This is a genomic window from Flaviramulus aquimarinus (genome assembly GCF_039543205.1).
Taxonomy (GTDB): domain Bacteria; phylum Bacteroidota; class Bacteroidia; order Flavobacteriales; family Flavobacteriaceae; genus Flaviramulus_B; species Flaviramulus_B aquimarinus.
This window is the reverse complement of record NZ_BAABJH010000007.1, coordinates 213,592-232,955: the sequence shown is the minus strand read 5'-3', so window position 1 is coordinate 232,955 and position 19,364 is coordinate 213,592. Positions and strand designations below refer to the sequence as shown.

Below are 19,364 nucleotides of genomic sequence, written 5' to 3'. Positions count from 1 at the left end.
AACAAAAAAGCTGCCAAAACAAATTAGCAGCTTTATAAGTTTATAACCTGAACTTAAAACAAGTTTAGATTGATAAATTATTTTCTTTTTTTCTGGGCTTGCTTTTGTTTTTCTGCCTGCTCCATCATTTCTGCCATTTTCTTTTGGAAACGCCCTTGTTTTTTAGGTTTCTTTTTCTTCTCTTGAATTTGGGCATGAATTTTATCTTCGTCTAGAATATAGTTCTTAATAACTAATATAATTCCAATACTAATTAAATTTGAAATAAAATAATACAAACTCAAACCTGATGCATAGTTATTAAAGAAAAACAACATCATTATTGGTGAGAAATACATCATGTACTTCATCATTTTTGCCATATCTGGCATACCTTCTTGTTGCGGTTGCGATGCCATGTTCTGTCCCGTAGTCAATCGCATGTAAAAGAAAATAGCAACTGATGCTAATATCGGGAACAAACTCACGTGGTTACCATAAAAAGGTATATTAAACGGCAAGTTTGCTATAACATCATAAGATGATAAATCATCAGCCCAAAGAAATGATTTTTGTCTTAAATCGAACGCAGATGGAAAAAACTGAAACAAGGCATAAAACACAGGTAGCTGAATTAATGCTGGCAAACAACCCGCCATTGGACTGGCTCCAGCCTTACTTTGCAAAGCCATGGTTTCTTGTTGTGCCTTCATTTTATTATCCTTATGCTTTTCTCTTATGGCATCAAGTTCTGGCTTTAAAATTTTCATCTTGGCTTGAGACAAAAACTGTTTGTATTGTACAAATGACAATAGGATTTTTACCAAAATAGTCATGACTACAATTGCAATACCATAGGGCATAAAACCACCTAAAAAGCCAAATAAAGGCATAAATATATAACGGTTAATCCACCCGAACAGACCCCAGCCAAAAGGCACCAATTCATCAAGGTTTCTATCGTACTTATTTAAAACCTTAAAATCACTTGGGCCATAATACCAATCCATGGTTTGATTTATTTCCCCACCTTGTAATTCTAAAGGAATGGTTGTTGCAAAACTTTTGATGTAAACAGTATCTACAACTTCATCATCAACTAAATTTTCAGTTTTTACTTTTACGTTTTTAAAACGCTTATCTGTTAATAGTACAGAAGAAAAGAAGTGTTGTTTATATCCAACCCAGGCCACATCTTTTATATCATCTTCTCCTTCTCTAGTGTAATCTGCTTTTCCGTCTTCATAATCGTAATGAATATCAGTGTATCTATTTTCATAAGAAATACTTTTAGCATGACGATACCCTTTCAATTTCCAATCTAAATTAATAGCTTGTGAACTATTAATAACATTGCTTAATCCTTGAGAACGGACAGCAAAGTCTATCATATAATCATCTTTTTTCAGCTCATAGCGGTATTCTAGAAACTGCCTTTCTGAAACCTTAAGTTTCATGGACACCACTGTAACATCTCCATTTTGTATAACTGTAGGGATGAATGGTAAATCTTTAGTATTTAAAATTCGACTATCGTTAGTTCCAAAATTGATATTAAAAGACGCATTGTTATCCTTAATTAAATAGATAGGGATAGAATCAAAATCAACAAACTCTTTCAACCTTACTTCAGAAAGGTATCCTCCTTTATTACTAAACTTAAGCGCCAATAAATCGGTTTCAACAATAGTTTCTTCATCAGATGATTGTAATGCTGAATACGCAAAAGCTCCTAATTTGTTTTTTAACTGAACAACTTCAAGAGAATCTGCACCTGAGCCAACCACATAATCGTTAGCAGTGGTTACCAATGTTTCTTTTTCTGATTTGGCTTTATTCTCAGCTTCAACCTGCTCTTGCTTTGCTTTTTCTTGAGCTTCAATTTCTTCTGCCGTTGGTTGGTTTTGCCAAAGCATGTATGCTAATATTCCGAATATAAGTATAAAGCCTATAATCGAATTAATATCTAATTTTTTTTCTTCCATGTATTCTTTCCGTATCGGTTAAAAAGATTCCAGCATACGCTGGAATGACAATAGCTTATCAATAAGCTATCCACAATTTATTTTATGCCATAGTGGCACTTTTCTTTTTTTTCTTATATGTAAACGCAGCTTTTACAAATGCCACAAACAATGGGTGCGGATTTGCTACTGTACTTTTATATTCTGGGTGATATTGTACGCCAACAAACCAAGGGTGTTCAGGTATTTCAACAATTTCTACTAATCCTGTTTCTGGATTTAAGCCTGTCGCTTTCATACCTGCAGCCTCAATTTGTGATTTATATTTGCTATTAAATTCGTAACGATGTCTGTGGCGCTCGGTAATATTTTCTGCTTTATAAATATCCCGAACTTTACTTCCTATTTTTAAATCGCATGCCCAAGCTCCTAAACGCATGGTACCACCTTTTTCTGTAATAGTTTTTTGGTCTTCCATTAAATCAATTACAGGGTTCTTGGTATCTGGTTTCATTTCGGTTGAATCTGCATCAGAAATCCCCAATACATGTCTAGAAAACTCAATAACAGCCATTTGCATACCTAAACATATTCCTAAAAAAGGCACATTGTTTTCTCGGACGTACTTAACAGCATCAATCTTACCATCAATACCACGTTCTCCAAAACCTGGTGCTACCAAAACACCATCTAAATGTCCTAATTTTAATTTGGCGTTATCGCTATTTATATATTCTGAATGTACCGACTCAACATTAACTTTTACTTCATTTTCTGCACCAGCATGAATAAAAGCTTCCAATATAGATTTATAGGAATCTTGTAATTCTACATATTTACCAATTAAACCAATGGTGATTTCTGTTTTTGGGTTTTTATGACGGTGAACAAATTTATTCCATAAGTCTATATCTGGTTTTGTGTTTTTTAAGTTTAACTTTTCTAAAACCACCTTATCTAAACCTTCATCTAACATTAAGTTAGGGACATCATAAATTGTAGATGCGTCTATGGATTGAATTACTGCATCTTCTTTAACATTACAGAATAATGCTAATTTTCGGCGCAAATCTTTTGGCAAATCGTACTCTGTTCTACAAACTAAAACATCGGCTTGTACCCCACTTTCCATGAGTGTTTTTACACTATGTTGTGTGGGTTTTGTTTTTAATTCGCCCGCAGCAGATAAATAAGGCACTAAAGTTAAGTGAATAACAATACCGTTATCTTCACCTAAATCCCAGCGTAATTGACGCACAGCTTCTATATATGGTAAGGATTCTATATCACCAACCGTTCCGCCAATTTCAGTAATCACGATATCATAATCACCAGATTTTCCTAAAATCTGAATACGTTCTTTAATCTCATTGGTAATATGAGGAACTACTTGAACTGTTTTTCCTAAAAATTCGCCACGGCGTTCTTTTTGAATCACACTTTGGTAAATACGTCCTGTGGTTACGTTATTGGCCTGACTTGTTGGTCGGTTTAAAAATCGCTCATAGTGCCCTAAATCTAAATCGGTTTCGGCACCATCTTCGGTAACATAACACTCGCCATGTTCGTAAGGGTTTAAAGTTCCTGGATCGACATTTATATATGGATCTAATTTTTGAATTGTAACTCGGTAACCTTGTGCTTGTAAAAGTTTAGCTAGAGATGCTGCTATAATGCCTTTTCCTAAGGATGATGTAACCCCACCGGTTACGAAAATGTATTTTGCTGTAGTTGTCATGTTGCGCTTATAAACGCAGGCAAATTTACAAAATTAAAATAGTTATTAGCGAAATGTTTTTAGTTATTTGAGAGGTAGTTATAAACAACAAAACACCAATTAAATAGATTTAATTAACTTGATTTTGCAAAAAGTTTCTTCTACCTTTGGAATCCTTGCTAGCTAACTAAGGCATACTACCTTTTGTTGCTAGAAATAAAAATTCACTGGGTTTATTGATATTATATATTGTATAATAAAATTTTTAATAGAACTGGAAAGGTATTAGTGATTATTTTAATTCTCGCTATAACGGCCTATGCTATAATTAAATTGAATAAAAATAAGTTGGATTATATTCCCATTCAACCTATAGCTGTTAATTCTTTAGGAGAAAAATATGTTGGCCATGACACTTGTATTGAATGCCATTTGGATATTGTAAAAACCCATTTGGAAACGGCCCATTTTAAGTCCTCTTCAATATCCAGTAAAAATAACATACTTGGAAGTTTTTTAGAAGGCGCCAACACTTTTAAGCTAAATGATGCCGTTTTTTATAAAATGGTTTTAAATAAAAATGAAGCATTTCAAGAAGCTTACCATTCAAAAGACAATAAAAAAATCAGTAGTTCTAAATTTGACATAACTATTGGTTCTGGAACCAAAGGACAGACGTATTTAACTTGGGACAAAAATAGACTTTATCAACAGCAAATTTCTTATTACACACCTACTGATAGCTGGGTAAATAGCCCACAATATCCTCTATACAAAATCAAACCTAGACCAGTCATACCAAAATGTTTGGGCTGTCATACAACTTACGTGGAACCTTTGGGTAACTATTTAATAGACAAAACGAATAACAGGTATAAAAAGAAGAATATTGTTTTTGGTATTGATTGCGAAAAATGTCATGGCCCAGCTGGAAATCATGTAGCCTTAGCCAGACAGGATCGATTAAAATCTGAAGGCAATGCCATTATTGGGTTTAAAAACTTAACAAGGCAACAACGATTAGATGCTTGTGCCTTATGCCATTCGGGACTTTCGGAAAAAACAAAACGGGGTATTTTAAATTTTAAAGCTGGTGACACCTTATTTCATAAGTCAGACCATACTACAAATAATCAAAATTTGGATGTTCACGGGAATCAATATGGATTATTAATCCAAAGTCAATGTTTTGTAAAATCTGATCAAATGGATTGTACTACTTGCCATAATGCGCATAAAAATGAAAGGGGTGCTGTTTCTACGTTTAACCAAAAGTGTATTGGCTGTCATGATTTGGAAACATTAACGCATCGTGAAACATTACAGGATTTAGATTGTATAAAATGCCATATGCCTGTACAAGCATCTTCTAAATTGCTAATTAATGGTCAAGAAAGGGATTCTATTATGGCTTTAAAAGTTAGAACACATCTTATAAAAGTATATGAATAGTTAAAATGTGCAAAACAAAAAATCCTGCATAAAGCAGGATTTTCTTGTCAACCTAATCTTGTTTTAGGTTCTTGTTACAACCTTTTACTCTAGACAAATAAAGGTTTATCCTTCATCATTGTATTCACTTTAGTTTTTACAGTTTCAAGAATGGCTTCATTTTCAAAATTGGTAATGACTTCATCAATCAAATTAACAATAGCACCCATATCGTCTTCTTTTAAACCACGTGTTGTAATTGCAGCAACCCCCAAACGAATTCCTGAAGTTACAAATGGTGATTTATCATCAAAAGGCACCATGTTTTTGTTTACTGTAATATCTGCTTTCACCAAAGCATTCTCTGCATCTTTACCAGATAGATTTTTGTTACGCAAATCAATTAACATACAGTGGTTATCTGTTCCACTGGAAATAATATTATATCCTTTTTCAACTAAAGCATCGGCCATAGTCGCAGCATTTTGCTTGACTTGCAATTGATAGTGTAAAAAATCATCCGTTAAAGCTTCACCAAAAGCAATAGCTTTAGCAGCAATAATATGCTCTAATGGTCCACCTTGATTTCCTGGAAAAACTGCAGAATCTAATAACGATGACATTTTACGTAAGTTTCCATTTTTAAGTGTAATCCCGAAAGGGTTTTCAAAATCCTGCCCCATCATAATCATTCCACCTCTTGGACCTCTTAATGTTTTATGCGTTGTAGTTGTTACAATATGACAATGAGGAAGTGGATCATTTAAAATACCTTTAGCAATTAATCCTGCTGGATGCGATATATCTGCCATTAAAATAGCACCTACGCTATCAGCAATAACTCTAAAACGTTTAAAATCTAAATCACGAGAATATGCAGATGCGCCTGCAATTATTAATTTTGGTTGCTCCTTTGTAGCAATTTCTTGTATTTTATCATAGTTTAAAACACCTGTTTCCTGTTCCACACCGTAAAATACAGGATTGTAAAGTTTCCCTGAAAAATTTACTGGTGATCCATGCGTTAAATGTCCGCCATGAGACAAATCGAAACCTAAAATCTTATCTCCTGGTTTTAAACATGCATGGTATACTGCTGTGTTGGCTTGGCTTCCCGAGTGTGGCTGTACGTTTACGTAAGCGGCTCCAAATAAAGATTTGGCTCTATCAATGGCAATTTGTTCAACTTCATCAACCACTTCACAACCACCATAATAACGCTTTCCTGGATACCCTTCAGCATATTTATTAGTTAATACAGAGCCTGCAGCTTCCATGACTTGTGGGCTTACAAAATTCTCTGATGCAATAAGTTCTATACCGTGTAATTGGCGTTCTTTTTCAGCTTGAATAAGTTCAAAAATTTGTTCGTCGCGTTGCATAAAATTGGTTTCTAATTAAATAATGTGCAAAAATATGAAATAGATTAGTTATTAGTATTAAAATTTGCAGATTTACTTTTAAGTTTTCAACGGTTTATTAACGATTACTATTAACGCATATTTTATTTGATTTTTTCAATTAAAATAAAAAAAATGTGTACGTTTGATAAGAATTCAATAATTTAAAATAGCTATGCCATTATCCGCTAACAATCCAGACAGAAAATCGTGGTTACACGTCGATAAAAATTCAGACTTCCCAATTCAGAACATTCCTTTTGGAGTTTTTTTAACTCGCGATGATATTATTACCATAGGTACACGCATTGGTGATACCGCCATAGATTTAGGGGCTCTACATCAATTAGGTTATTTTGAAGGGATTCCATTGACTGATGACATTTTTCTTCAAGATACCTTAAATGATTTTATTGCTGACGGGCGACAAACTTGGCGAGCTGTTAGAAATAGAATTGCTCAGGTTTTTGATGCTGAAAACACAAGTTTAAAAGATAATAAAAAACATAAAGAGATTGTTTTATTTCGTTTAGATGAAATTGAAATGCAATTGCCTGTTCAAATTGGTGATTATACCGATTTTTACTCCAGTATAGAACACGCAACCAATGTAGGTACCATGTTCCGAGATCCAGATAATGCACTTTTACCAAATTGGTTACATATACCTGTTGGGTATCATGGTAGAAGCTCGTCTATTATTCCTTCAGGAATTCCAGTTCACAGACCTCAAGGTCAAACACTTCCTGGCAATGCTACCAAACCTATTTTTGGACCTAGTAAGTTAATCGATTTTGAATTAGAAATGGCTTTTATTACAACTGATGCCAATGATTTAGGAGAACCCATTCCTATTGCAGAAGCTGAAGAGTATATATTCGGGTTGGTATTATTAAACGATTGGAGTGCCCGAGATATTCAAAAATGGGAATATGTGCCTTTAGGGCCTTTTTTAGCAAAGAATTTTGCATCTTCAATTTCCCCATGGATTGTAACTCTAGATGCTTTAGAACCGTATCGTGTAGAAAGCCCCAAACCCTTAAAAAAGCAATTAGACTACTTGCAATACAAAGGGAAAAAGAGCTATGATATTAATTTAGAAGTATCTATACAACCAAATGGTGCTAAAGAAACTGTGGTTAGTAATTCTAACTTCAAGTATATGTATTGGAATATGGTACAACAATTAGCACACCATACTGTTAATGGTTGTCCAGTAAATTCTGGTGATATGATGGGAAGCGGCACCATTTCTGGTCCTACTGAAGATAGTTATGGCTCTATGTTAGAACTGACTTGGAGAGGTGAAAAACCGCTTAAAATGAATGATGGTACAGAACGTAAATTTATAAATGACCACGATACCGTAATTATGCGTGGTTATTGTGAAAAAGATGGTACCCGTATTGGTTTTGGGGAAGTATCCACTCAATTGCTGCCTGTTTATTCTAAAAAATAAAATACTGAATATCAATACATTAAAAAATATTTAAAAGTTTTGATTACTTTTGGCATCACTATTGAAATAGCACCCCAATAAACCAAAACCTTTAACCTATGAAAAAAGGACTACTCCTAACAGTTCTGTTTTTAGCCTTATTGGCATGTAATACGAGAAAGCAAGTTGAAAAGGCTGTGCATTCTGGTAATTATGACCAAGCAATAACAACAGCACTCAATAAGCTTAAAACGAATAAAAACAAAAAACGCAAATACGATTATGTTTTAATGCTTCAAGATGCTTATTACAAAGTTGTTGAACGTGATTTAAACACAATAGAGCATCTTAAAAAGGATAATAACTCAGAAACATTACGACAGATATACGAACTGTATCTAGATTTAAACGCACGTCAAGAAGCTATTAAACCTATTTTACCTTTATCAGTTAATGGTAAAAACATACCCTTTGACTTTAATAATTATAGTGACGATATATTAGAAGCTAAAGAAAATTTATCTGATTATATGTATGAAAAAGGTATTGACCTTTTAGAATCCGATGACAAACGTATAATTAGGGAGGCTTATAATACACTTGAATACTTGCAACGTATTAACCCAAATTACGAAAATACACGTGAGTTATTAGATGAAGCCCATCAACGTGGTACAGACTATGTCTTGGTTTCTATTAATAATGAAACGCAACAAATTATTCCTAGTCGTTTAGAAGCCGATTTATTAAATTTTGATACTTACGGACTCAACAAATTTTGGAGCGTGTATCACGCTAATCGTGTTGCAAACCTAAAGTATGATTATGCCATGCAGCTTAATTTAAAACAGATAAATATTTCACCTGAACGTATCAATGAACGTGAGTATTTAAGAGAAAAAGACATCAAAGATGGTTGGGAATATAAACTCGACCAAGATGGTAATGCTGTAAAAGACAGTTTAGGTAAATACATTAAAATCGATAAAATTATTCGAGTAAAATGTCGATTATTAGAAACAATTCAGACCAAGTCATCTCAAGTGATTGCTGATGTGGTTTATGTCGATTTACTCTCAAAACAAACCTTGAACGCTTTCCCTATTAACAGTGAGTTTGTATTTGAATATGCTTTTGCACGATCTAGAGGCGATAAACGTGCACTAAATGCAGACGATAGAAATTTGCTCAATAACCGACGTGTTCCGTTCCCAAGCAATGAGCAAATGGTTTACGATACCGGCGAAGATTTAAAATTCCAGTTAAAGGATATTATTAATTCTTATACGATTAGGCAGTAAAGAAGAACCTTCCAAATTTAATTCTTAGAGATTTTTTATAAGATTTTTTCGTAATTAATTATCATTTAGTTATAAACTTTGTGTAATGCTGATACCTTTCAAAAATTTGTTTTACATAATTATAAGGTTCTAAACCACGAACATAACCATATTTTACAACAGGGTGATTATAATTCTTGGGCTCGCTTAACAATAAAATTATGGTTTCAACATTATCATCCCAGACATCTTTATTTAAACCTCTTGTTTCTGCTAATCGTTGTGCATCAAAAACGTGCCCCATACCACAATTATAGGATGCCATGGTAAACTTAATACGTTGAATAGAATCTGGAATATGTTCAAAATTCTTCCATATACGTTTCAAATATTTAGTACCACCTTTTATACTTTGTTCAGGGTCCGATCTATTGGTTACCCCAAGTTCTTCAGCTGTTTTTGGCATTAATTGCATAAGTCCCGAGGCTTTTGCCCAAGAACTTACTCTGGGGTCAAATTTAGACTCTTGGTAAACCTGTGAAGCCACAAGTCTCCAATCCCAATTTATGGTCTTTGAATGCTTTTTTATTAAACCATCATAATGACTTATCTGTTGTTTATTTAAGCTATAAAAATTACTTTTTATGCGTCTTCTAAAATATTTCTTGTTTTTAAAATACTTGTTGTAAATAACATTAAAATCTACTTTTCTTTTAATCTGTTTTAACCAATTATTTGTAGCTTTTAGTAAATTTTGAGAATCGTGCCTTGTGGCCCAAGCTTTACGTTGAGAAAAACTAACAGGCACTTTAACATCTAAAACGGGGTAATAGGTTGACATGATACCTGCTATATTATTATCAGCAATGGTATACTTGATGTCTTCATTAGCCACTTTTTCTATAATTTCATCAGTAGCCAACTCACCAGGAAGAATATCTAAATATATAATGCCTCCGAGTTCTTCAGATAAATTATATATGCGCTCTTTATATAACGGCTTATCTTTAACAGAAATGGTATCGCCTAACAAACCTATGGGATCGTGTACTAAAGCTTTCTTTAACTTTCCCCAACGCATACTTCTCCAATTATCTGGCTTTTTTTGGACTAAAACCTGTTTAGTTAAATACAAATGGTCAGTAAAAGAAACATCTTCTTTCCTGTCTGTAGTAATGGTTAAGCCATGTGCCACAATATCGCCTTCACCATTATTTAGTTTTTCAAAAAGCGCATCAACATTATCTGCAACAATCATTTCTAAATCTACTTCTAAATACTCAGCCAACCGCTCCAGTAGCTCAAACTCATACCCCATGGGACGCCCTTTATACAAATAGTAAGTTGTACCACTATAAATAGTTAAAGCTCTTAATTTACCAGAAGCTTTAATTTGTTCTAAATCCCATTTTTTATCAATTTCAATGACTTCCTCCTTTTTTATTGGGTCTTTTTCACAACAAAAAAACAGAAAAAATAAAACAAGATAAACAAGTCCTATAGGGTTATGTAAGCTCATTCTTTTTTTCATAAAAGTGTTATTGATAAACCCTTATATACTCTATAACCATAGAGTCTTCAATAAAAGAAGGGTCGATATCCGGTTCAATAGCAATATTAAGCAATAGGTATTGATCTGAATTAAATGGCCATATTTCAGGATTTTCTATCGAGTCTGGCTTATACGTATAATGAACTAGATCATCAACCCGAAACACCATTCGGTCCTTATACCACTCAAGGCTATAGATATGAAATTGATTTGAAACATTTTCTATAAGTCTACCACCCAGATTCACAACATCATCTCCAGCACTAGATGCTGTATGAACGGCACTCTGTATATCATTTTGCTTTTTACCCCAATGTTCTAAAATATCAATTTCACCACAAACTGGCCAATACGTTGTACCAAAGCCTTGTTTTTGCCAATACGCACCGGGTTCATCGATATTTTTATTTAACATCCAAATGGCTGGCCAAGTTCCAATTCCTTTGGGTAGTTTTGCCTTAACTTCAACCCTACCATAGGTAAATGCGAATTTTGAATTTAACCTGGCTGATGTATATTCCTTGATTTCACCCTGATCATTAAACACCTCTTTCTTGGCAACAATGTTTAAAAAACCATCTTTAACATAGGCGTTTTCTAATCGATCCGTATAATGATTTATTAACCCTCCATACCAATCACCTCCTGCGGGCAATTGTGTTTGATGAAACCATTTTGTACTATCTATAGCACCGGGTATATCAAACTCATCATACCAAACTAATGTTTCGAATTTAGTGTTTGATTTGTCTTTAGATTTAGCACATTGTGTAGTTGAAAAAGAAAGAAATAGCAGTAAGAATATTAATAACGATGATCGCATATATAGAATATTAAAAAATACCTTCTAAATATACTATTTACTTAATACTAAAAAAAATAAAAAAAGTCTATATAAACCGATTGAGGTCAATCGCATTAATTTGCCCATGACTGGCATGTGCCACAACTGTTCCATTTTTAATTATTATAAGCTGTGGGGATTCATGCATGACTTGAAACTTATAACCTACTTCGTTTGAAACGTCGCGGTAGTTAAGTAAATCTAAATAGTATAAATCTAAATGATTTTCAGTAAGTTCATAAGCATCAACAAATTGGTTCATGACCATTCTACTAATACCACAACGGGTGGAATGCTTAAAAACAACCTGAGTTTTTGTATTCGATTTTTCATTTACAGTATCTAATTGCGCTAATTCGCTTAAAGGAATCCAAGGCAATATGTTTTCTTCTTTTGGTTCAGCCGAACCACCAAATAGTTTATTTATTAATCCCATAGACTAAAAGTCGAATTTTTAACTAAAGCTTACAAATATCGTTTCATTTAAGACAAAAGAATCTTATTGATAGACTCTTACATAATCAATTTCCATAGTATCATTGGTAAAACCGGAATCAATATCTGCAGCCAAATTACCACCCATTGCTACATTCAAAAGGATATAAAACTCTTGATTATAAGGCTTTACCGTAGGCATTTCATTAACCAAGGTGTTATCTAAATAAATCCGCATTGATGTTGAGTCCCATTCTAGAATATAATCATGGAAATTCTGAGAAGCATCCAAATTTGATAAAGGCACACTTTTTGAATTCATTTGATACTTAACACCATCATACCAGTGCCATGTAGCCAAAGTCTCTGTTTTTGGAACATTAGGCTCCATAATGTCTATTTCACCACACAAGGGCCAAACTGTTTTGCCAAACCCCTCATTATACCAATAGCCCCCAAGTTCTTTAATATTTTTTCCTAATAACCAAATAGCTGGCCATGTACCTGTCGCCGAAGGCAATTTAGCACGAACCACTACCCGACCATATTTAAATGCAAATTTAGAATTTAACCTAGCCGAAGTATATGCTTTTTCATGGCCTTGATCGGTATGTTTCTCTTTAATTGCTTTTATTTTCAATGTACCATGATCCGCAAAAGAATTTATACTTCTGTTTGTATAATGCTGTTCTTCATTATTAGCCCAACTATTCCCAAAAATCAACTTTGTTTGGTGAAACCATTTTGTACTGTCTATCACGCCGGCATCATCAAATTCATCAAACCAAACCAAATTATTAAATTTAGACACCTTATTGTCGTCTTTCAGGGCTTTACTTTCAACAACTTGAGCATTTAAAATAGAAAAGGATTGAAAAAATAAGACCATTAAAAAAGCTGTACCGCGCATATCATAAGATTTTGAATTCTTTCAAATATAAATTACTAAAATTGATTTAAAAAAAAACCAACCAATACATCAGCCAAACATCTTTCTGTTTTTCATAAAAAGAAAGCGATTACTGACAAAAAGTCGCTTTATCTATCGGATATAAAGACATTTTGTCCTATAAAATCACTTGGTAAGGTTATTGACTTTTAGTCTACAGAAATAAAAATCATAACAATATGAACCCCAATAATTATACAATAAAATCACAAGAAGCGATTCAGCAAGCACAGCAACTTGCTCAAGGATTTTCGCATCAACAAATAGAAAATGAACATATTTTTAAAGGCATTTTTGAGGTTGACGAAAACGTACTACCATTCCTTTTAAAAAAGTTAAACGTAAACGTTTCAATACTAGAACAAGCATTAAATAAGCAATTAGAAAGCTTTTCAAAAGTATCGGGTAGCGAATTGATGCTATCTCGTGAAGCTGGAAAAACTCTTAACGAAGCCTCTATTATTGCCAAAAAAATGAAAGATGATTTTGTATCCATAGAACATTTAATTTTAGCCGTTTTTAAATCGAAAAGCAAAATAGCACAGATGCTAAAAGACCAAGGTGTTACCGAAAAAGGCTTAAAAGCAGCTATTGATGAATTGCGAAAAGGCGAAAACGTAACTTCGCAAAGTCAAGAAGAAACTTACAATGCACTAAATAAATATGCAAAAAATCTAAATCAGTTAGCTAGTGACGGGAAATTAGACCCTGTTATTGGCCGTGATGAAGAAATCCGAAGAATACTTCAAATTCTATCACGAAGAACAAAAAACAATCCCATTTTGGTTGGAGAGCCTGGAACAGGTAAAACCGCTATTGCAGAAGGTTTAGCTCACAGAATTATTGATGGCGATATTCCAGAAAACTTAAAAGACAAGCAAATTTTTGCTTTAGATATGGGTGCACTAATTGCTGGCGCTAAATTTAAAGGTGAGTTTGAAGAACGCCTAAAAGCCGTTATTAAAGAAGTAACAACTAGCGATGGCGATATTGTACTCTTTATTGACGAAATTCACACACTTGTTGGAGCTGGTGGTGGTCAAGGCGCTATGGATGCCGCAAACATCCTAAAACCAGCGTTGGCTCGCGGGGAATTACGCGCTATTGGAGCAACAACTTTAGATGAATATCAAAAATACTTTGAAAAAGACAAAGCTTTGGAGCGTCGTTTTCAAAAAGTAATGGTAAATGAACCTGATACAGAGAGTGCCATTTCTATCCTTAGAGGTATTAAAGAAAAATACGAAACACATCATAAAGTACGTATAAAAGACGAAGCTATTATTGGAGCTGTGGAACTTTCAACACGATATATTACAAATCGTTTTTTACCAGATAAGGCTATCGATTTAATGGATGAAGCAGCGTCTAAACTGCGTATGGAAATTAATTCTAAACCAGAAGAACTCGATGTTTTAGATCGTAAAATCATGCAGTTAGAAATTGAAATTGAGGCTATTAAAAGAGAAAAAGACGAAAGTAAATTAAAATCTTTACGTTCTGATCTAGCAAATATAAAAGACCAACGCAATGAGATTAATGCCAAATGGAAGTCTGAAAAAGAGGTTGTTGATAATATCCAAAACACAAAACAAGATATTGAAAACTACAAACTAGAAGCAGAAAAAGCAGAACGCGAAGGCGATTATGGAAAAGTTGCAGAGTTACGTTATGGAAAAATTAAAGAAACTCAAGAAAAGCTTGAAACCTTTCAAAAGAAATTACAAGAACAGTCTGAAACATCTTTAATAAAAGAAGAGGTAACATATGATGATATTGCTGAAGTCGTAGCTAAATGGACAGGGATTCCTGTTACCAAAATGATACAAAGCGAACGAGAAAAGCTTTTAAAATTAGAAAACGAGCTACATAAGCGCGTAGTTGGACAAGAAGAAGCCATTGAAGCTGTAAGTGATGCTGTGAGAAGAAGTCGAGCAGGTTTACAAAACCCGAAAAAACCTATTGGCACTTTCCTGTTTTTAGGGACTACAGGTGTTGGAAAAACAGAACTTGCTAAAGCTTTAGCTGAATATTTATTTGATGATGAAAATGCCATGACAAGAATTGATATGAGTGAATATCAAGAACGTCATGCCGTAAGTAGATTAGTTGGAGCTCCTCCAGGATACGTTGGTTATGATGAAGGTGGGCAACTTACAGAAGCGGTTAGAAGAAAGCCATATTCTGTAGTACTCTTAGATGAAATTGAAAAAGCACACCCAGATACATTTAATATTCTGTTACAAGTTTTAGACGAAGGACATTTAACAGATAACAAAGGACGTGTAGCCGATTTCAAGAACACAATAATTATTATGACCTCAAATATGGGAAGTAATATTATTCATGATCGTTTTGAAGCAACAAAAGATATAGATTCAGCGATTGAAGCTGCAAAAGTAGATGTTCTGGCATTATTAAAGCAAACGGTTCGTCCTGAGTTTTTAAATAGAATTGATGACACGGTTATGTTTACACCATTAAGTAAAGAAAATATTGTAGAAATTGTTGGCTTACAGCTAAAAAGTGTTACTAAAATGATAGCAGAACAAGGTATTACTTTTGATGCAGCACCAGAAGCCATAGCCTATTTAGCCGAAAAGGGTTATAATCCAGAATATGGTGCCAGACCTGTAAAACGTGTTATTCAAAAAGAAGTTTTAAATGCTTTAAGTAAAGAAATTTTAGCAGGTAAAGTCACTACGGATAGTATTATTTTATTAGATGCCTTTGATGATGAGTTAGTTTTTAGAAACCAAAGCAATTTAGTTACCGAAGAGTTTTAAAATTTCTAGGCTTCATTTGTAACAAAAGTGTTTACAAATAGTCTATTAGTTGGTTGGTTAGTTGAAAAGCAACATGAATCTCAATAATGAAATGATTGTTGCTTTTCCTTTTAATTAAAAAACAAAATATTAAAAATATACCGATTGGTATATTATTGACTATAAATTTACAGTTTAACAGCCTATACTATTGAAAAACAAAACTCATTTAACAGCTATAAAACGGTATAGAAGTATTCAATTTGACTTATTATCACAAAGAAGGAAACATATTTAAGTGATTTCATGAAATGGTAAAAACCAATTAAACCATTGATTTCTAAAGGATTTAAACAACAATTAAATCAACTAAAACTTAATTCTATAGAAAATAAATTTAACAATATACTTTTTGTCAAACTAAGTTGTTATTATTTAATAATAAATGTAGTTCATCTAAAATTGTAATTTTTGTATAGCTTTCTGAATTAAAATTGATAAATTAGCTACGTTGTTATCCCAAAACAATATATATATTAAAACTTCAGTTTTACTATCACACATAAATACTGATTATTAAAAACACTTTCATATTACAATGAATATTTCCAATTACATAGACTATGCCCTTTTAAAACCATCTGCTACTGAACATGAAATTATAGAACTTTGTCATAATGCAAAAGAAAATAATTTTTATTCTGTTTGTGTCAATAGTTCGTATGTAGCTGTGACCAAACAACTGTTAGTTGAAACAGATGTGAAGGTATGCTCTGTAATCGGTTTTCCTTTTGGAGCAATGGCCACTAAAGCTAAGGTTTATGAGGCTAAACTAGCATTGGAAAATGGTGCTGATGAAATTGATATGGTAATAAATATCGGGTTTCTTAAAAGCAGAAACTATGTATCGGTTTTAAGAGATATTAGCGATGTAAAATCTGCTATTGGAGACACGCCTTTAAAAGTTACTTTAGAAATTTCTGAATTAAATAAAAACGAAATTATCAGAGCTTGCGAAATCTGTTTAGATGCCAATGCCAATTTTATTAAAACCTCAACTGGTTTTTCTAAAGGAGGCGCTACGCTAACTGCTGTAAAAATCATTAAAAAAACGATAAAAAATAATGCTAAAATAAAAGCCTCTGGCGGTATAAGAGATTATGAAACTGCTATAAAATATATTGATGCCGGTGCAGATAGAATAGGAACCTCTTCCCTTATAAAATCTTCAACCCATGCGCATCAAATAAGAAATACCAAAATATATAGAAAGTACATAGAAACTATTCAGAAAACAACCGATAGCGCTAAGCCCAACAACACTATTAAAGAAAAAGAAGTTTAACTTCATTATTAAAAATACATGTAATTAAAATTAAAAAGCCCTACAAATCAATTGATTTGTAGGGCTTTTTAATTAAACATACTTTACTTAAAACCGCATTCCAAAGCCAATACCAGCAATAAAAGGGTTTATATCTACATCTGCCCCAACCGTTGCTCCAAGAGCAGAGGTTGCATTAACTGTAACATCTGTATTTAACAATAAGTACTTTGCATCTAGGTTAATAAACCAAGTGTCATCCAAATCGATATCGAAACCAAGCTGAAAAGCAAAACCGAGACTATTCTCATAACTTACATCATCAGCAACAGGCCCATTATCTTCATTATAAAACAAAGTATAATTTACTCCTGCACCTACATAGGGATGAACCATATCACCATTAAAATGATACTGCACAGTCAATGTAGGAGGTAACAACCAAACATCCCCTAATGGAATATCACCAGCTGCTGTAGAAATAGCTTCTACATCATGTTTAGCCGTTGCTAAAATTAATTCTGCCGCTATATTCTTAGTGAAAAAATAAGTGAAATCTAATTCTGGTACATAAGCATTAGATATTTGTGTGTCACCACCAATAGCTTGAATTGTAGCCGATTCATCTGGTACAACTGCAAGCCCCCTTAATCTTACTTGCCACTTACTAAACGTTTCTTGCTCCTGTTCTTGAGCATTAATTCCTGTAAATGCCAAACATAATAACAAAGCCGTAATAATTGTTTTTTTCATGATTGTTTATTTATAATTTCAGCAAAATTAAGCTATAAAAAACCCTTAAAAACTGATTAAAATCATTGTTTGTAAATAATTAAAATCGGCATTTTAACACTAATGATTTAGTGCTTTAAAAAGCCATTATATTTGAAAAAATAAACTTAACTTTAGCATGCATATGAAATTAATAAATAACTATATAGACCATACCCTTTTGAAAGCAACTGCTACAAAAGAAGACATTATCCAATTATGTAATGAAGCAAAAAAGCACAATTTCTTTTCAGTCTGTATAAACAGTGCTTTTGTAAGTTTAGCAAAGCAGCAACTAAAAAACAGTCAAGTAAAAATCTGCACAGTTATTGGGTTTCCACTTGGTGCTATGAGTACCCAAGCTAAAGTTTCTGAAGCAAAATTTGCTTTACTAGATGGTGCTGATGAAATAGACATGGTTATTAACCTTGGTTTACTAAAAAGCAAAGATTTTGATGGTGTTTGGAAGGATATTGAAGCCGTAAAAAACAACATGCCCAATAACACATTGAAAGTTATTTTAGAAACCTGTTATCTGGAAGACATAGAAATTATCAAAGCCAGTGAACTTGCCATACAAAGTGGTGTCGATTTTATAAAAACGTCTACAGGTTTTGGAACTGAAGGCGCTACTTTACATGATATAAAACTGATGAAAAGTGTTACTAAAAACGGAGTTAAAATAAAAGCATCTGGCGGAATAAAGGATACTAAAACAGCTTTAGATTATATTCATTTGGGTGTAGAACGTATAGGCACATCATCTGGTATTGCTATTGTTTCTGGTAAATCATCAAATTCAAACGACTAAAAAAATGAGTATACATATTGAAGCAAAACAAGGAGAGATTGCTGAAACTATTTTATTGCCTGGTGACCCTTTAAGAGCTAAATGGATAGCTGAAACCTTTTTAGAAAACCCATTTTGTTTTAATAAAGTAAGAGGTATGTTAGGTTATACAGGCACATATCATAGTAAACAAGTTTCCGTAATGGGAACAGGTATGGGCGTTCCCTCAATCTCTATCTATGCACATGAACTTATTGATGAATACAACGTAAAAAACCTAATTCGTGTGGGCAGTGCTGGTTCTTACCAAAACCATGTAAAGCTTAGGGATATTGTATTAGCTATGGCAGCATCATCAAATTCTGGAGTTAACGAGCTTCGTTTTGGAGGTGCAGACTATGCACCTACAGCCAACTTTGAATTATTTCAAAAAGCTATTGAAGCTGCAAAAACAAAAGGTATTTCGCTAAAAGCTGGTAATGTATTTACTTCTGATGAATTTTATGCAGATGATTTTGAGTCATATAAAAAGTGGTCAAAATTTGGAGTCCTTTGTGTTGAAATGGAAACTGCTGGTTTATATACCATAGCAGCAAAACATAATGTTAATGCACTTTCAATTTTAACCATTTCTGATTCTTTGGTAACTGGTGAAAGTACTACTAGTAAAGAGCGCGAAACAACATTCAAAGAGATGATTGAAATTGCTTTGGAATTAGCATAGT

At 33.2% G+C, this 19,364-nt stretch carries 15 protein-coding genes; 7 read left to right on the top strand and 8 right to left on the bottom strand.

Annotated features, from left to right (window positions below):
- Positions 1-77: 77 nt before the first annotated feature.
- Together yidC and pyrG are read right to left on the bottom strand one after the other, a co-directional pair.
- Positions 78-1,964: a membrane protein insertase YidC gene (yidC, locus tag ABD941_RS14355; protein ID WP_345274830.1), complete on the bottom strand. Its 1,887-nt coding sequence runs from the start codon at positions 1,962-1,964 to the stop codon at positions 78-80.
- A gap of 82 nt (positions 1,965-2,046) precedes the next feature.
- Positions 2,047-3,681: a CTP synthase gene (gene pyrG, locus ABD941_RS14350; RefSeq protein WP_345274829.1), complete on the bottom strand. Its 1,635-nt coding sequence runs from the start codon at positions 3,679-3,681 to the stop codon at positions 2,047-2,049.
- Between the two features lie 312 nt (positions 3,682-3,993).
- Between pyrG and ABD941_RS14345 the strand changes: the two genes are divergently transcribed.
- Positions 3,994-5,112 carry a multiheme c-type cytochrome gene (locus ABD941_RS14345; protein ID WP_345274828.1) on the top strand — a complete coding sequence of 373 codons (1,119 nt, stop codon included), beginning with the start codon at positions 3,994-3,996 and terminating at the stop codon, positions 5,110-5,112.
- A gap of 89 nt (positions 5,113-5,201) precedes the next feature.
- Here ABD941_RS14345 and glyA read toward each other — a convergent pair whose 3' ends face one another.
- Complete coding sequence (gene glyA, locus ABD941_RS14340; protein ID WP_345274827.1) at positions 5,202-6,473, bottom strand: serine hydroxymethyltransferase; 1,272 nt, start codon at positions 6,471-6,473, stop codon at positions 5,202-5,204.
- A gap of 193 nt (positions 6,474-6,666) precedes the next feature.
- Between glyA and fahA the strand changes: the two genes are divergently transcribed.
- Entirely contained in the window at positions 6,667-7,950 is a 1,284-nt protein-coding gene (fahA, locus tag ABD941_RS14335; RefSeq protein ID WP_345274826.1) for a fumarylacetoacetase, read from the top strand.
- 98 nt (positions 7,951-8,048) lie between these two features.
- Positions 8,049-9,230, top strand: coding sequence for a hypothetical protein (locus ABD941_RS14330; RefSeq protein ID WP_345274825.1), 1,182 nt, complete (start codon positions 8,049-8,051; stop codon positions 9,228-9,230).
- A gap of 61 nt (positions 9,231-9,291) precedes the next feature.
- Here the strand turns inward: ABD941_RS14330 and ABD941_RS14325 are convergent, their stop codons facing one another.
- The 4 genes from ABD941_RS14325 to ABD941_RS14310 all read right to left on the bottom strand — a co-directional run bounded on the left by ABD941_RS14325 (position 9,292) and on the right by ABD941_RS14310 (position 12,950).
- The gene (locus ABD941_RS14325) at positions 9,292-10,740 is read right to left on the bottom strand and encodes an MltF family protein (protein ID WP_345274824.1); all 1,449 of its coding nucleotides are present in this window, start codon (positions 10,738-10,740) and stop codon (positions 9,292-9,294) included.
- 7 nt (positions 10,741-10,747) lie between these two features.
- A complete protein-coding gene (locus ABD941_RS14320) occupies positions 10,748-11,584 on the bottom strand; it encodes a glycoside hydrolase family 16 protein (RefSeq protein WP_345274823.1) in 837 nt (278 codons plus the stop codon).
- 67 nt (positions 11,585-11,651) lie between these two features.
- The gene (gene ytxJ / locus ABD941_RS14315) at positions 11,652-12,041 is read right to left on the bottom strand and encodes a bacillithiol system redox-active protein YtxJ (protein WP_345274822.1); all 390 of its coding nucleotides are present in this window, start codon (positions 12,039-12,041) and stop codon (positions 11,652-11,654) included.
- 63 nt (positions 12,042-12,104) lie between these two features.
- Positions 12,105-12,950 (bottom strand): glycoside hydrolase family 16 protein, encoded by an 846-nt coding sequence (locus ABD941_RS14310; protein ID WP_345274821.1) that lies wholly within the window; start codon positions 12,948-12,950, stop codon positions 12,105-12,107.
- Positions 12,951-13,168: 218 nt separating this feature from the next.
- Between ABD941_RS14310 and clpB the strand changes: the two genes are divergently transcribed.
- A complete protein-coding gene (gene clpB / locus ABD941_RS14305; RefSeq protein WP_345274820.1) occupies positions 13,169-15,775 on the top strand; it encodes an ATP-dependent chaperone ClpB in 2,607 nt (868 codons plus the stop codon).
- 577 nt (positions 15,776-16,352) lie between these two features.
- Positions 16,353-17,099: a deoxyribose-phosphate aldolase gene (gene deoC / locus ABD941_RS14300; protein ID WP_345274819.1), complete on the top strand. Its 747-nt coding sequence runs from the start codon at positions 16,353-16,355 to the stop codon at positions 17,097-17,099.
- An 87-nt stretch (positions 17,100-17,186) separates the two neighbouring features.
- Here deoC (ABD941_RS14300) and ABD941_RS14295 read toward each other — a convergent pair whose 3' ends face one another.
- On the bottom strand, positions 17,187-17,831 hold the full coding sequence (locus ABD941_RS14295) for an OmpW/AlkL family protein (protein WP_345274818.1): 645 nt from the start codon (positions 17,829-17,831) through the stop codon (positions 17,187-17,189).
- 163 nt (positions 17,832-17,994) lie between these two features.
- Between ABD941_RS14295 and deoC (ABD941_RS14290) the strand changes: the two genes are divergently transcribed.
- Positions 17,995-18,660: a deoxyribose-phosphate aldolase gene (gene deoC, locus ABD941_RS14290; RefSeq protein ID WP_345274817.1), complete on the top strand. Its 666-nt coding sequence runs from the start codon at positions 17,995-17,997 to the stop codon at positions 18,658-18,660.
- 4 nt (positions 18,661-18,664) lie between these two features.
- Positions 18,665-19,363 carry a purine-nucleoside phosphorylase gene (gene deoD / locus ABD941_RS14285; protein ID WP_345274816.1) on the top strand — a complete coding sequence of 233 codons (699 nt, stop codon included), beginning with the start codon at positions 18,665-18,667 and terminating at the stop codon, positions 19,361-19,363.
- Position 19,364 lies beyond the last annotated feature (1 nt).

Bases quoted from the DNA above. Each gene is read 5' to 3' on its own strand.
- ytxJ (WP_345274822.1), bottom strand. From the start codon at position 12,041: ATGGGATTAATAAATAAACTATTTGGTGGTTCGGCTGAACCAAAAGAA.
- deoD (WP_345274816.1), top strand. From the start codon at position 18,665: ATGAGTATACATATTGAAGCAAAACAAGGAGAGATTGCTGAAACTATT.
- pyrG (WP_345274829.1), bottom strand. From the start codon at position 3,681: ATGACAACTACAGCAAAATACATTTTCGTAACCGGTGGGGTTACATCA.
- clpB (WP_345274820.1), top strand. From the start codon at position 13,169: ATGAACCCCAATAATTATACAATAAAATCACAAGAAGCGATTCAGCAA.
- deoC (WP_345274817.1), top strand. From the start codon at position 17,995: ATGAAATTAATAAATAACTATATAGACCATACCCTTTTGAAAGCAACT.
- deoC (WP_345274819.1), top strand. From the start codon at position 16,353: ATGAATATTTCCAATTACATAGACTATGCCCTTTTAAAACCATCTGCT.
- fahA (WP_345274826.1), top strand. From the start codon at position 6,667: ATGCCATTATCCGCTAACAATCCAGACAGAAAATCGTGGTTACACGTC.
- glyA (WP_345274827.1), bottom strand. From the start codon at position 6,473: ATGCAACGCGACGAACAAATTTTTGAACTTATTCAAGCTGAAAAAGAA.
- ABD941_RS14310 (WP_345274821.1), bottom strand. From the start codon at position 12,950: ATGCGCGGTACAGCTTTTTTAATGGTCTTATTTTTTCAATCCTTTTCT.
- ABD941_RS14330 (WP_345274825.1), top strand. From the start codon at position 8,049: ATGAAAAAAGGACTACTCCTAACAGTTCTGTTTTTAGCCTTATTGGCA.
- ABD941_RS14325 (WP_345274824.1), bottom strand. From the start codon at position 10,740: ATGAAAAAAAGAATGAGCTTACATAACCCTATAGGACTTGTTTATCTT.
- yidC (WP_345274830.1), bottom strand. From the start codon at position 1,964: ATGGAAGAAAAAAAATTAGATATTAATTCGATTATAGGCTTTATACTT.
- ABD941_RS14295 (WP_345274818.1), bottom strand. From the start codon at position 17,831: ATGAAAAAAACAATTATTACGGCTTTGTTATTATGTTTGGCATTTACA.
- ABD941_RS14320 (WP_345274823.1), bottom strand. From the start codon at position 11,584: ATGCGATCATCGTTATTAATATTCTTACTGCTATTTCTTTCTTTTTCA.